This is a genomic window from Phyllobacterium sp. K27, assembly GCF_054796155.1.
On the sequence record NZ_CM139240.1, the window covers coordinates 2,819,948 to 2,832,706 of the forward strand.

Sequence of the window (12,759 nt, forward strand, 5' to 3'; positions counted from 1 at the left end):
TGCACGCTCAGATTGTTGTTTTTCCGGAAAATTTTAAACTTTTGCCGTCGATTTTTCTTATTGTGCCACAAAACGCCTTGAACGATGCTCGAGCACCGCCAAAAGAAGCGGATAATGCCTGCTTCAACGTCATTTACCCGAGCAAAGCGGGTAAAGTTAATAGAACAACCGTTCAATTAAATGATCATTCATATGATGGTCGGGGTTGTTTTTTTACTTCACACTCGCCCAAGGTGAGGCGAGTTGCATTCGGCGCATCAGACAGAAGCAGAATCAACCTGGTCTGTTCAAATCCAAACTTTGCAGATAACCTTTCGTTAATCTCGCTTTCATACGTCCGCCATTATTATCTGATTTGCAGGTCTCTGGATCAGGGGCCATCGACATGGATCCAATCTCTAACAACCGGTCATCTGTATGCTGAGAACTTATGTTTTGCGTCTTGTTCTTTTCGGATCCGCCTGCACTCTGGCGGTAACGACAGCCCATGCTCAAAATGCTGTGCCGACACCCGCGCTGCGTCCCTTTGCACCGACCCAAACCCGCACCAGTCCGGCCATGCAGGCGATAACCCATCCGGACCCGGTTACGACGGCCGGGATAGCTCAACCCTCAAAGCCATCAGCCATCGCGGGAAGTCTGAAAAGCGGCCTGGACGCCATCGCTTCAGGCGATGTGCAGCGTGCTGTGGGCATTCGCAACGGGCTACCTGCGCAGGCTCTTGATCGCCACATTCTGACATGGGCAATCGGGCTTTCAAATGCACCGGGTCTGCCCTCTTCCGAGATCGCCAATGCCGCCGCCGAGCTTCCAGGCTGGCCGGGCATGGCGACCTTCCGCAACAATTCCGAGCGGGCGCTCTACAAGGAAAATCCCGCTCCTTCGGTTGTCATCAGGGCTTTCGGCAATACCGCGCCGCAGACCGTCGAAGGCGTCATTATTCTTGCGCGTGCGCATGTGGCCAATGGCAATGTCCGCGCAGCTCAAACTGTGCTGGGGCCATTCTGGCGCAACAAGAAGCTGGACGACAATCAGGAAGCGATGATTCTCAAAGAGTTCTCGCAGGTCATACCGCGCTCGGATCATCTGACACGCATGCTGACAATGCTTTACGAAGGCAAGGTCAAATCAGCTGGACGCGTCGCCAAGCTTGCCAATGCTTCCTCGCTCTATCAGGGCTTTGCCGCCGTGTTGCAAAAATCCCCTGATGCTGGAAAGAAGTTTGCAGCGATCGATAGCTCCTGGAAATCCAACGCAGCCTATACTTTCATCAAAGCCCAGTATTTGCGGCGTCAGGAAAAGTATAAGGAAGCAGCCGATGTGATCAACACTGCCCCGCGCGATGCTGCCTCACTGGTTGACCCCGATGCATGGTGGACGGAGCGCCGGGTTCTCTCGCGCGAATTGTTGGATATTGGCGATGCCAAGCGAGCATACCGCGTGGCTGCGATGCATAGTGCAGAAACGCCAACAGCTGCCGCTGACGCTGAATTTCATGCGGGATGGTATGCGCTACGTGCGCTGCGTGACCCCAAAACCGCGCATCGTCATTTTGCCCGGATCGCCGAGATTTCCTCGCGGCCAATGTCCGCTTCACGCGCATATTATTGGCTGGGCCGTGCGGCGGAAGAAGGAAGCGCTGGCAGTGCCCGGGACTATTATGCACGCGCCTCGCGCTATGGCACGACATTTTACGGGCAGCTGGCAGCGGCCAAGCTTGGACAAAACAACCTGCAATTGCCCTATCCCAAGCCCACCGATGCCGAACGTAATCGCTTTGCGGCACGCGAAGCTGTGCGCGCCATCCAAAGGCTTGAGGAAACCGGCTATGAGAGCCGCGCTGCCCTGCTCTACACAAGTCTGGCACAGGAAATCGACAGCCCCGGCGAACTGGCACTTCTCGCCGTAATGGCCGAGCGCAAGAACAACCATTTCGTCTCCTTGCGCGTAGGCAAGGCTGCTGCACAACGCGGGATTGATGTCGGTGCTCTTTCGCATCCCATTGGGGCTATTCCCGGCAATGCTAATATTTCCGGCTCCGGCACCGCCTTGGCCTATGCAATTGCACGACAGGAAAGCGAGTTCAATCCGGGCGCTGTATCCAGTGCCGGGGCACGCGGACTGCTGCAACTTTTGCCGGGTACGGCAAAGGGCGTGGCAACCCGCGCTGGCATGAACTATTCGCAAGCACGCCTGACCACCGATGCCGCCTATAATGCGACGCTTGGTGCAAAATTCCTTGGCGAACAAATCGCCAAGTTTGATGGCTCATATGTACTGACCTTTGCTGGTTACAATGCCGGTCCTACCCGTGCCAATCAATGGAAAGCTCGATACGGTGATCCGCGCGGTAAATCGGTAGATGAGGTCGTGGACTGGATCGAGCGCATTCCCTATACCGAAACCCGCAACTACGTGCAGCGGGTCATGGAAAACTATCAGGTCTACAAGGCTCGGCTTACCGGCAAGGCACAGATCGAAAGCGATCTGACAGCGGGTCGTCGCGGCTGATTTTGGAGCTGGTAGTTTGAGCAGTTCTTTCAGGGAAATCTTCTTCGACGCGCCGGATGGGCTAAAACTTTACGCCCGCCTCTACCAACCTGCCGTCCAAACCGAAAATTTGCCGCTTGTTTGCCTACCCGGCCTGACGCGCAACAGCCGCGATTTTCACGAATTGGCGCTGATACTTGCCAATGATCCGGATTCACCCCGCAAAGTCGTGACATTCGACTATCGCGGGCGCGGGCAATCCGCCTATGACCCGGAGTGGAAAAACTACAATATCCGTATCGAAGCAGGCGACGTTCTGGCCGGGCTGAAGGCCTTGGATATAGAGCAAGCGGCTTTTCTGGGTACATCACGTGGCGGTTTTATCATTCACGTGCTGGCGGCCATCGCGCCGCAAGTCTTAAAGGGTGTGATCCTCAACGATATCGGACCTGAGATTGTTTCAGAGGGCTTCCGGCAGATCAGCGATTATCTGTCCCAATCGAAAAATCCGGCCGATTGGAAGCAGGCGGCCGCGCTGCAAAAAGCAGTTCATGGCAAGGCTTTTCCCGCGCTTGTTGATGCAGACTGGAACCGTTTTGCCCGCGCCATCTATCGCGATGAAAACGGCACAATCCGTTCTGACTATGATCCCAACCTGTTGAAAACACTGGAAGGAATTGATTTCAGTGTCAAACTCCCGGATCTATGGACACAGTTTGAACTCATGAACGATTTGCCGTTGCTGGTGATCCGGGGCGAGAACACAACGCTGCTGGCGCAGGAAACAGTCGATGAAATGATGCGCCGCCACCCGGCTCTCCAGTTCATCAATGTTTCCGGACAGGGCCATGCTCCGTTTCTGGAAACGGGGCAACTGCCCGAATTGATTGCTGCGTTTGTGGCGGGTGTGGATTTGCGTGCTGATTGAGCACTGGTTATCTCTCCCCTTTGTGGGAGAGAAAGGATTTTCCTGGGTTTAGCCTCTTTGCTAAACCCTTGGAAAATCCAAGTGAGGGGGTAGTTCGATGGAGCAAATCCCCCTCTCTTGCGATTTCTAGCACTTAGCAAGAGCTAAGGTGCTGAAATCGCCTTCTCTCCCACAAGGGGAGAGATAATCGGCATCAGCATTTTTGTTTATTCTAACAGCTACGGCGCTCAGTTTTATGAGCTTGTCGAACCACGCACGGGTTTTTTGGCGGGTTTTTCGGGCACCTTCTTCACCAGCACCCCTGCCTGTTTTACCCAACTCTCACGCACCGCCCTGCCCGCAAAGCCGATTTCGGTGCTGACCCAATCGGCTTGCTCAACGGACCATGAAGCGATCTGGTCATAATGGAATATGCCGAGGGCGAAGAGGCGGGCTTCAATGCTGGCGCCGATCCCGTCAATCTCGATCAATTTGTCGGGTTTGCCGCGGCGGGCCTTCTTGAGCAGAGCGGGGCGATTGCTATCGTTCTGGCGGGGATTGCGCGTTGCAGATTGAGGCTTTGCTTTTGGCGGTTCTTGCGCTGTCTTGACCGGTCTTGGCGGAACAGGCTCTGCCGGAGGAATCATCGCAGCAGCCTCAATGGCCGACTTTTTAACATCGTCATTGACTGCCACCAGCGTGGACTGAGACGCAAGCCGTGCATCGGCCGCACGGGTCGAATCATCGGCACTCGATGGCTTTTTCGGCGATAACCTTTTGAGAATATTACCCAAAATAGCGCCTACCACAAATGCCGCCGCGATGAGAAATAATGATTGAAGCATAAAGGTCACCATGGCCGATTATCTCCCGCTTTCAAATCTGCTCAATTGGAGCGTCGTTTTGATAGATTCAAAACGACGCTCCAAGTCTTTGTTTTTACGCAATTCCGGACGGAAAACCGCTCACACTTTTCCTGGAATTGCTCTAATTTTACCGTCATGCGTGGACCAGCCGACGTAGAATCCAACAAGAACAGCGATCAGCAGGAAGAACCATAGCTGTGAAATCAAATACAACATTTATAAAGCCCCTCTCCCGGTATCCAACAATCAGCCACCTTGACCGGCTGGCGGGACCAGTTTGATCTCGCTTAAAGCCGCATCCCCCGGCAGCGGTTTTTGCAAGGCATCATTGATAGCAGCATAATCGGCGGAACTCGCCGCAGTGCCTCTGATCGTATAGGTTTTTCCCGAGATTTCCACTTCACCATTGGTCAATTGCGCGGCCTGTCCCAAGGCAAACTGCGCAAGTTCCAAGAATGCCGGCGGAGCACCCCGCGCCACGGCCATCTCATCGAGAATTTCTATGCCGGGCATGGCAAGCTCTGCCGCGGCAAGGATTTTTGCCCGCGTATCCCCATAGGGCACATTGCCCGAAAGCAGGATTCCATCATCCGACTTGGTGACGACAAAGGAGAAAGGTTCGGCCAAGGTCAAAAGTGTGGTCTGATTATCGACAATTCGGACGCCGGGAATTTTGCTGGTGATATTCAGCGCATCTGCCAGCGCATCTTCAGAAGGCGCTACGCCCTTCAAGATAAGATCACGACCGTCCACTTCGGCACTGGCCCAGTCGTTTTGCGCTACAAGTGCTGTGTTGGCCGCTTCGGTAATACGGGCGTCAATGGGACCGGCGAGAAACCATCCAGCAAGAACGGTCAAAAGCGCGACGGTAATAATGCCTGGCCAGAACCAGCTTTTCAGGGCGCGCATCTCAAACCTTGTCCTTTCCAGCATATTGCACCGATGTTCTGCCCGATGTGGACAGCGATATCAACATGCAGCAACCGGGGAATTGCGCGAGTAAACAAAGAAAACCCGGCAGCTTGCGCTGCCGGGTTTCAATCAACCAATCCAGTGAAGGATTAGAAGTTACGCTGGAAACGTACGATACCTGTGAAAGCGTCGTCGCCTGAACCACGGCTTTCGTCAAACGAAGCGTAGTTTACTTCTGGTGTGATTACGAAGCCTGGTACGATTTCGTAGTTCACGTTCAAAGCAGCAGCGAATGTGCCCTGTTCTTCGTAAGCAGCCTGTGCGTTGACAGTTGCCTTCTCGGAAACCTTGGCAGACAGACCGCCCCAGATTGCGTAGTCGCCGTTCCATGCACCGTAGTAGTTGTCGACCTTATCGTCAGACTGATAACCACCCATGACGAAACCGGAAACTGTATCTGTGAACTTTACGTCCAAACGCAGCTTGCCAGCGAATTCTTCAACCACTGAGTCGTAGCCACCAACCAGCGAAACTCCGCCCCAAGCCTGTTCGAACTTCACACCAGCAACAACATGCGGCATGTAGTCTTCGATCAGGTGAGAAGAGTCACCCTGGTCCAAACCGACCATAGCAGAGAAACCGTTGCCGCCAGCAAAGGTATAGCTCATCTGGTTTGTACGGCCGCCAGCATAATCGATAACGTCATCAGAGATTACGTTACCAGCTGCATTGGTCCATGTTTCATACTGCGAGTCGGAAACACCCACGCGGAAACCGCCGAGTTCGATGAAGGCGTGTGAGATGTAGCCGCCATTGCTGTAGTATGCATCACTATCAAGTGTGTCGCGCAGCTCATCGCTACCACCGTATGCCTTATGATCGAAGCGAGCTTCGATGTAAGAACGCAGTGTGCCAAGCTCAGTTTCGCTACGAGCGTCGAAACGGAGAGTAGCACGTGCCTGCTTCGCCCATGTGTCCAGCTCAACGCCGTTGTATGGATCGTCGCCAGCTACTGCATCGTAACGAACGTAACCGCTGATCTTCAAGCAGGTTTCGGTGCCTGGGATGTAGAAGAAGCCAGCGCCGTATGTGTCGCAAACGCGAACATATTCGACAGGCTCTGGTTCAGCGACAACAACTGCGTCTGCAGCGCGTGCGCCTGATACTGCAACGAGGGCTGCAGCGGAGCCGAGAAGTAGGCTCTTAATGTTCATTTCTGACCTCCAGTCAAAGTTAAAAATGGGTCTGGGCATTCCAATTTGGCTGAAGGACAACCTGTCCCCATCCCCTAAGTGCAAGAAGAAATGCTGTAACGCCCTTCCTCTCGACAGACCATACTCGCCAGCGCTCGCGTTTCAACCACGAATGTCCTTTGGCGGGCCTTGTGCAAGCTCTATGACCGGGGGCTGTTGCACAAAAGCCACGAAATCGCCGTTTGATCTTCAATATCTTTACCACTCATTAATATAGGTAACCGGAATTTTAATAAAATTCGCATGCTCCTGCCGGTATTTGAACGGCATCTGAACGCGGAATCAGCCATTACCGTGCTATGCAAGGCGAGTCACTGAATCGAATCAAGCCTTTATCCGGCATATTTGCCAACCATCTCTCCAAGGCGACGAATCGTTCTTTGAGGCGCATTTGCGATGCTATGCATTCAATGGTGATCCCGCATGACATATGTTTACCTCGTTGCTGCCATAATCTTTGAAGTTATCGCTACCTCTGCGCTGAAACAGGCTGAGGGCTTCACCCGCCTGCTGCCCTCGCTTGTTTGCATCTTTGGCTATGGCGCGGCGTTCTACCTGCTTTCAATCCCTATCAGGACGATCCCCGTCGGCGTGGTCTACGCCATCTGGTCCGGGGCTGGCATCGTTTTGATCGCGGCCGTTGGCTGGTTCTGGTTCCGGCAATCCCTTGATCTTGCGGCAATCATCGGCCTGACGCTCATTGTAGCCGGCGTTTTGATCGTCAATCTGTTTTCCAGCTCAGTCGGCCACTGAAATCCGTTAAAAACAGGCTTTCGGGCCTCACCTCCGGCGAATCTTGACTGGAGGTCAGAAATGAACATCAAGAGCCTACTTCTCGGCTCCGCTGCAGCCCTCGTTGCAGTATCAGGCGCACGCGCTGCAGACGCAGTTGTCGTTGCAGAACCGGAACCGGTTGAGTACGTTCGCGTTTGCGACACATACGGCGCTGGCTTCTTCTATATGCCAGGCACAGAAACCTGCCTGAAGGTCGACGGCTATGTACGCGTTGACGTAAAGGGTGGCGATCTTTGGGGTCGCAATACCGATGGAGACAGCGAATTCGAAAGCTACAAGCACCGTTCACGCGGCGTCGTACGCTTTGATGCCCGTTCGGAAACCGAGCTCGGCACACTCAAGTCCTACATTGCAACCGAATTCACTGTTGATGAAGGTGCCGATAGCGTTGGTCTTCCGCACGCCTATATCGAGCTTGGTGGCTTCCGCATCGGTGTAACCGATACTGCATTCAGCAGCTGGACCGGCGGCGGCAACGTCATCAATGACGACATGATCGATTACGCTGGTGAGAAGACCAATCAGGCCAACTACACGTTCGCCGCTGGAAATGGCTTCTCCGCCATTATTGGCTTGGAACAGGGTGATAAAGACCATCTGATCACAGATTACATGCCGCACGTTGTTGCTGGTGCGAAGTTTGAACAGGCCTGGGGCGGTATCTCCGGTGTTGCTGCTTACGACTCAGTGGTTGAAGAATTCGCTGGTAAGGTGCGTTTGGACGTAACATTCACAGACACGCTCTCCGGTTTCGTCATGGGTGGTTATCAGTCTGAGGCGAAAGCCAAGAACTACTATGGTACATGGACTGGCGACTACGCAATCTGGGGCGGTCTGACTGCCAAGGTTTCCGAGAAGGCGAAAGTTAATGCCCAGCTTGCCTATGATGAAGCAGATATCATCGCAGCATCTTTGAATGTGAACTACGAGATCGTTCCTGGCTTCGTCATCACACCAGAAGTCGACTATAAGGATGCCAAGGGTTCCGATGACGCATTCGGTGGCATCATCCGCTTCCAGCGCAACTTCTAATCCTTTGATTAGCTAAAACGACCAACGCCGGGTTTTCCCGGCGTTGGCTTTTTCTCTTAAACTATAAATCAACAAGCCATTTTCAGCGTTCGCGATTTCGAACGGTGCAAGAGCCCTCTTCAAACCGTTGTGGTTCGGGTCTGCACCAGCGACGCACAGACATTAAGCGAAGAAAGGATTCCAGACCGGTCGTAGGCCGAGGAGATGAGAGATGGTTGGACAGAGACCCTTTGGGTTGAAACTTGATATAGCCGGTTATGGCTTTATCAGACGAAAGTCTATTGACCTAAAGAGGTATAGGCACACGGATTGCGCTTTTTGCGAAGACAGCTACAACTTGGCAGATATTACCCGGTTTGCTGTTTTATTGACCAGAGCGCGATTTTCATGACGACTTCATCTGCGGCAGTTGCCCCGCCACCCCGTGCAACCGCTTTTAAATCCGCTTTCTCTACCCGCTTTGATTATGATCTCAGCTATTCCTCCACTGCCCAAGGCACGCAAAGACTGGTCAAAGAGTATTCTCTGGGTGATTTGACGGCCCAATATATCAGCATTCTTTGGGATGAAGGCTCACACAAGACCAATGTGCGTTCGTTCCTCGGGGAGATCGGTGAAATATTGAGTGGTCAGCGTTTCAGTGTCTTTACGCAAGACATGCTTGATTCTGTGATTGGAACCCTACGCGAACGTGGCAATAGCAATGCGACCATCAATCGAAAGATGGCGGCGTTGAGCAAACTGCTCCGGAAAGCGTCAAAGATGGGCGATATCTACAATCTGCCGGAATTTCGACGACAAAAGGAACGGCAAGGCCGCATTCGATTCCTTGAGACGGAAGAAGAATCGCGGCTGTTCTCCGCTGTGAGGTCGCGTTGTGAAGACAGCTACCGGCTGAGTGTGTTCCTCGTTGATACCGGGTGCCGGCTTGGGGAGGCCATCGGCCTTTCATGGAATGATTTGCAGGATGCCCGCTCGACATTCTGGCTGACAAAATCAGGGCGTAGCCGCACAGTCCCGCTTACGGCCCGCGCACAAGAAACAGTCCTTATTCCCCATGGCAGGCTAAAAGGCCCCTTCGCCATGCTCAATCAGGTCCGGTTCCGGGCAATCTGGAATGAAGCAAAGGCGGAAGTCGGGCTTGGCAGCGACGATCAGGTCGTTCCGCATATCCTGCGCCACACCTGCGCATCGCGTCTGGTGCGCGGCGGCATTGATATCAGGCGTGTGCAAATCTGGCTTGGCCATCAAACCTTGTCCATGACCATGCGCTATGCCCATCTGGGAACCAATGATCTGGACTCTTGCGTGGCTGTATTGGAACGCGGATAGGAGACATCTGCACTTACGGCACGTCATCATATCGGTATCATTTAGAATGCGTGCTCTAGATGTGGAGCCTCAAGAGGTTGTCCCAGTTTAGACTGAGTCGACTGATGGGTGTTTGTGATTTTAGGCTGCCGTGCGGGCGATGCCAATTGTACATATGCGTCCACTGTGGGAGATGGGCTTTGCGGAGCTCTGACGAAGGATAGGCACGTGCATAGGCCCATTCTCGCAAGGCTGTCTGGATGAAGCGTTCGGCCTTGCCGTTGGTTTGGGGCGTATAGGGTTTGGTTCGGATATGCTTGAGACCGAGCGCCTTGCAGGCCTTTGCAAAGTCCTTGGCTTTGTAGCATGAGCCGTTGTCGGTCATGACGCGTGTGACGGTGACGCCGAGGTGCTTGTAGTAGGTGACCGCCGCCTTGAGAAAGGCAATGGCGCTGACGGCCTTCTCGTCGGGCAAGATATCTGTGAAGGCGATGCGGGAGGCGTCGTCGATGCAGACGTGAACGTATTCCCAGCCGACACCACGTGAGTTGCTCTGCCCTTTGCGGTCACCGGTGATGCGGTGACCGACCCGTTCGAAACGGCCTAGCCGCTTGATATCGAGATGGATCAGGCCACCTGGCTCACTATACTGGTAGCGCACCACCGGTTCGGCCGGTTCAATGTCCTTCATCCGCGAGAGCTTTGCGCGCCGCAGGATACGGCTGACGGTAGCGGGCGAGACGCCCGTTTCGAGAGCAATGTGCTTGCCAGTCAGGCGCTGGCGGCGAAGCGTGATGATACGCTGCGCCAGCGCCTGATCTGTCTGCTGTGGACTGTTTTGCGGGCGCGACGAGCGATCGATCATCTGGGCACGCCCACCCTGTTCGAAGCGTTTGACCCAGCGCGACACGATCTTGAGCGAAACGGCATAAACGCGGCCGGCTTCTGCCTTGGTCAGCGCACCGCAAAGAACCGCGACAGCCATTTCCTCTCGACGCAACGGGGTCAGTCGGGCATTCTTATGAATGTTCATTCGGAGCGATCCTGGAAAACTGAGGTGTGGTAACTCCAGTCTCCTAAATCCGCTCCGAATGGACAACCTCCTGAAAGCTCACACCTAGAGCAAGTTTTGTTTATATAGAGTCATTCTGCCGGAGGGAATTCGTGGACAAGATCAAGGGATTTAGCGAGGGCGATGTCTACCCATCGGACGAGACTGAAGCCCGATGGAATTGGCTCGAATTCACCCGGCCCTTTGGGTTTCCGGCTGACGGCCACCCATTTTGTCAGGCAGCTTCGTCCGATGGAAAAACATCGACCTCGCCACCTTCCGCGTGGATTGATCTCGTCGTCCGTGAAACAGATTTGCTTCTATTTAAAATTGCCGGACCTGTTTGACGTAGGCCACCAGCCACCCCGTCTGTTGGCCCAGCAATCAAAATTTTCCGGTGAACAGATAGATGTGCATCGCGGACGGTCGGCTTATCCGGGTGCTCCCCCACCATGCCGCAAGCCAACCGGACCGATCAATCACCCAAAAACGACCCAGCAATAAAAACTGTGAGATGCCGCACTCACACTCTATTACTGGCTTTGCCTGTTGGCGGATTACTCCCTATCAAGCCTGAATTTGCGGCGCGCCAAGGGGAGATTGATGAACGACGATTCGTGCGTGATAGGGTACGCGGTCGTATAGATCGATCGCGTCCTGATTGATCAACCGCACGCAGCCGGACGACGTAGCCTTGCCAATCGACCGCCATTGCGGCGATCCATGAAGGCGATAAAGCGTGTCCTGCCCGTTCTGGAAAATGTAAAGTGCGCGTGCACCGAGCGGATTTTTGATGCCCGGTTCCATTCCGCCATTTTCGACGGAGTATTTTGCAAGCTCCGGTTGTCTTGCAATCATATCCGCTGGTGGTTTCCAACGCGGCCAATGCTGCCGCCAATGCACAATCCCCTCCCCCTGCCAGGCAAAACCATCGCGGCCGATGCCGACGCCATAGCGCATGGCTGTACCGCCCGGCTCCACCAGATAAAGGAAGCGCCCGACTGTATCGACGACCACAGTTCCTGCGGGCTCGCCGGTGGGATCTGTCACGCGCTGACGATAATATTTCGGATCCATCTGCTGATAGGGTATCGCGGGAATAGAGTGTCCCCCATCTTGAACCGCGGCATAACGCAATTCGAGTTCCGATGCGGGTGCTACCCCCGTAGGCAAAGGTTTCCTTACGGGACGCGGTTCGGGCGCAATCTCAGCACGTTGCGTTGTCGCTGTCGTTGTGCATCCGGCAAGCGCAGCGCTCGTCGCCATGGAGCCGAAAACAAAAGTGCGGCGGGATAATTGAATGGATCTGGTCATATTCCAACACGTTTATGGGATAAAGATTCGAACGCTAAATAGTTGCGTCGGGTCCCCCATGTCTAAACATATAGATGTGATCGAAACCAGAACCAAAAGCTATTCATGCTTCATTGACACTTTATCTGCCGACTTGAAGTGACGATTATGTTGCACTAACATTCCTGTTTGCTGCTGTAGGGCGCATCGGTTTTCGGCCGGAGGGGCAATGCCCGCCTACGATAAATCAAACAGCAGATGCGCCATGCCCAACATTACGAATCTCAGAAAACAAGCCAAGCTCAAGTTGCATTTCAGCACCTTCACCGGCATTTTGTCTGTTCTCGATTCAGGAGTTTCTCATGCCGAAGGTTGTTGGAATTGGCGGTGTTTTCTTCAGGGCAACCGATCCGGCGCGCCTCGCCGAGTGGTATGAGAAGCATCTTGGAGTTGATGATTTACACAAATCCGTGTGGCAGCAAGAGGCAGGGATGACAATTTTTGGGCCATTTGCTGCGAGCACCGATTATTTCGGGCGAAAAGAACAGCAATGGATGATCAACTTTCGGGTCGATGATCTCGATGGACTCACAGCAAACTTGGAGGCTAACGGGATTGCGGTGGAAACGCGGTCCGAGTGGAACTCGCAAGTGGGTCGCTTTGCCCGGATTTACGATCCTGAAGGCAATCCCGTCGAGCTCTGGGAACCAACAAAAGAGTGATGGCATTGCCGTGCAGATATTGACGGCGACTGCCCTACCCGATCATGATCGTGCTTTACCGGCCCTTCGAAATCAAGAATGCCTTCTTGGTCCAGATCTCGCCATAGTCAACATTCTGCCAATCTTT

At 53.8% G+C, this 12,759-nt stretch carries 12 protein-coding genes; 7 read left to right on the plus strand and 5 right to left on the minus strand.

Features of this window, described 5'->3' with window-relative positions; genetic code table 11:
- Positions 1 to 417 precede the first annotated feature (417 nt).
- Positions 418 to 2,511, plus strand: a complete 2,094-nt coding sequence (locus tag ACYJL1_RS14045) for a lytic transglycosylase domain-containing protein (protein WP_460895959.1) — start codon at positions 418 to 420, stop codon at positions 2,509 to 2,511.
- Positions 2,512 to 2,527: 16 nt separating this feature from the next.
- Positions 2,528 to 3,418: an alpha/beta fold hydrolase gene (locus tag ACYJL1_RS14050; protein ID WP_460895960.1), complete on the plus strand. Its 891-nt coding sequence runs from the start codon at positions 2,528 to 2,530 to the stop codon at positions 3,416 to 3,418.
- A 233-nt stretch (positions 3,419 to 3,651) separates the two neighbouring features.
- Here ACYJL1_RS14050 and ACYJL1_RS14055 read toward each other — a convergent pair whose 3' ends face one another.
- From ACYJL1_RS14055 to ACYJL1_RS14065, 3 genes are all read right to left on the minus strand, one after another.
- The gene (locus tag ACYJL1_RS14055; protein ID WP_460895961.1) at positions 3,652 to 4,254 is read right to left on the minus strand and encodes a hypothetical protein; all 603 of its coding nucleotides are present in this window, start codon (positions 4,252 to 4,254) and stop codon (positions 3,652 to 3,654) included.
- Between the two features lie 255 nt (positions 4,255 to 4,509).
- Positions 4,510 to 5,172 (minus strand): BON domain-containing protein, encoded by a 663-nt coding sequence (locus tag ACYJL1_RS14060; RefSeq protein ID WP_460895962.1) that lies wholly within the window; start codon positions 5,170 to 5,172, stop codon positions 4,510 to 4,512.
- Positions 5,173 to 5,324: 152 nt separating this feature from the next.
- Positions 5,325 to 6,389, minus strand: a complete 1,065-nt coding sequence (locus tag ACYJL1_RS14065; RefSeq protein ID WP_460895963.1) for a porin — start codon at positions 6,387 to 6,389, stop codon at positions 5,325 to 5,327.
- 462 nt (positions 6,390 to 6,851) lie between these two features.
- Here ACYJL1_RS14065 and ACYJL1_RS14070 point away from each other — a divergent pair, with 462 nt between their 5' ends.
- The 3 genes from ACYJL1_RS14070 to ACYJL1_RS14080 all read left to right on the plus strand — a co-directional run bounded on the left by ACYJL1_RS14070 (position 6,852) and on the right by ACYJL1_RS14080 (position 9,587).
- Complete coding sequence (locus ACYJL1_RS14070; RefSeq protein WP_460895964.1) at positions 6,852 to 7,181, plus strand: DMT family transporter; 330 nt, start codon at positions 6,852 to 6,854, stop codon at positions 7,179 to 7,181.
- A gap of 60 nt (positions 7,182 to 7,241) precedes the next feature.
- The gene (locus ACYJL1_RS14075; RefSeq protein ID WP_460895965.1) at positions 7,242 to 8,255 is read left to right on the plus strand and encodes a porin; all 1,014 of its coding nucleotides are present in this window, start codon (positions 7,242 to 7,244) and stop codon (positions 8,253 to 8,255) included.
- A 387-nt stretch (positions 8,256 to 8,642) separates the two neighbouring features.
- Complete coding sequence (locus ACYJL1_RS14080) at positions 8,643 to 9,587, plus strand: tyrosine-type recombinase/integrase (protein ID WP_460895966.1); 945 nt, start codon at positions 8,643 to 8,645, stop codon at positions 9,585 to 9,587.
- Between the two features lie 55 nt (positions 9,588 to 9,642).
- Here the strand turns inward: ACYJL1_RS14080 and ACYJL1_RS14085 are convergent, their stop codons facing one another.
- A complete protein-coding gene (locus ACYJL1_RS14085) occupies positions 9,643 to 10,599 on the minus strand; it encodes an IS481 family transposase (protein WP_460895967.1) in 957 nt (318 codons plus the stop codon).
- A gap of 131 nt (positions 10,600 to 10,730) precedes the next feature.
- On the opposite strand from ACYJL1_RS14085, the gene ACYJL1_RS14090 reads away from it, so the two are divergent.
- A complete protein-coding gene (locus ACYJL1_RS14090) occupies positions 10,731 to 10,964 on the plus strand; it encodes a hypothetical protein (RefSeq protein WP_460895968.1) in 234 nt (77 codons plus the stop codon).
- A gap of 220 nt (positions 10,965 to 11,184) precedes the next feature.
- Here ACYJL1_RS14090 and ACYJL1_RS14095 read toward each other — a convergent pair whose 3' ends face one another.
- Entirely contained in the window at positions 11,185 to 11,931 is a 747-nt protein-coding gene (locus ACYJL1_RS14095; RefSeq protein ID WP_460895969.1) for a L,D-transpeptidase, read from the minus strand.
- A 341-nt stretch (positions 11,932 to 12,272) separates the two neighbouring features.
- Here ACYJL1_RS14095 and ACYJL1_RS14100 point away from each other — a divergent pair, with 341 nt between their 5' ends.
- Positions 12,273 to 12,632 carry a VOC family protein gene (locus ACYJL1_RS14100; RefSeq protein WP_460895970.1) on the plus strand — a complete coding sequence of 120 codons (360 nt, stop codon included), beginning with the start codon at positions 12,273 to 12,275 and terminating at the stop codon, positions 12,630 to 12,632.
- The last annotated feature ends 127 nt before the right edge of the window (positions 12,633 to 12,759 follow it).

What these genes read in the sequence shown, in the direction of transcription:
- ACYJL1_RS14045 (WP_460895959.1), top strand. Translation starts at nt 418, where the DNA reads ATGCTGAGAACTTATGTTTTGCGTCTTGTTCTTTTCGGATCCGCCTGC.
- ACYJL1_RS14055 (WP_460895961.1), bottom strand. Translation starts at nt 4,254, where the DNA reads ATGGTGACCTTTATGCTTCAATCATTATTTCTCATCGCGGCGGCATTT.
- ACYJL1_RS14060 (WP_460895962.1), bottom strand. Translation starts at nt 5,172, where the DNA reads ATGCGCGCCCTGAAAAGCTGGTTCTGGCCAGGCATTATTACCGTCGCG.
- ACYJL1_RS14065 (WP_460895963.1), bottom strand. Translation starts at nt 6,389, where the DNA reads ATGAACATTAAGAGCCTACTTCTCGGCTCCGCTGCAGCCCTCGTTGCA.
- ACYJL1_RS14070 (WP_460895964.1), top strand. Translation starts at nt 6,852, where the DNA reads ATGACATATGTTTACCTCGTTGCTGCCATAATCTTTGAAGTTATCGCT.
- ACYJL1_RS14075 (WP_460895965.1), top strand. Translation starts at nt 7,242, where the DNA reads ATGAACATCAAGAGCCTACTTCTCGGCTCCGCTGCAGCCCTCGTTGCA.
- ACYJL1_RS14080 (WP_460895966.1), top strand. Translation starts at nt 8,643, where the DNA reads ATGACGACTTCATCTGCGGCAGTTGCCCCGCCACCCCGTGCAACCGCT.
- ACYJL1_RS14085 (WP_460895967.1), bottom strand. Translation starts at nt 10,599, where the DNA reads ATGAACATTCATAAGAATGCCCGACTGACCCCGTTGCGTCGAGAGGAA.
- ACYJL1_RS14095 (WP_460895969.1), bottom strand. Translation starts at nt 11,931, where the DNA reads ATGACCAGATCCATTCAATTATCCCGCCGCACTTTTGTTTTCGGCTCC.
- ACYJL1_RS14100 (WP_460895970.1), top strand. Translation starts at nt 12,273, where the DNA reads ATGCCGAAGGTTGTTGGAATTGGCGGTGTTTTCTTCAGGGCAACCGAT.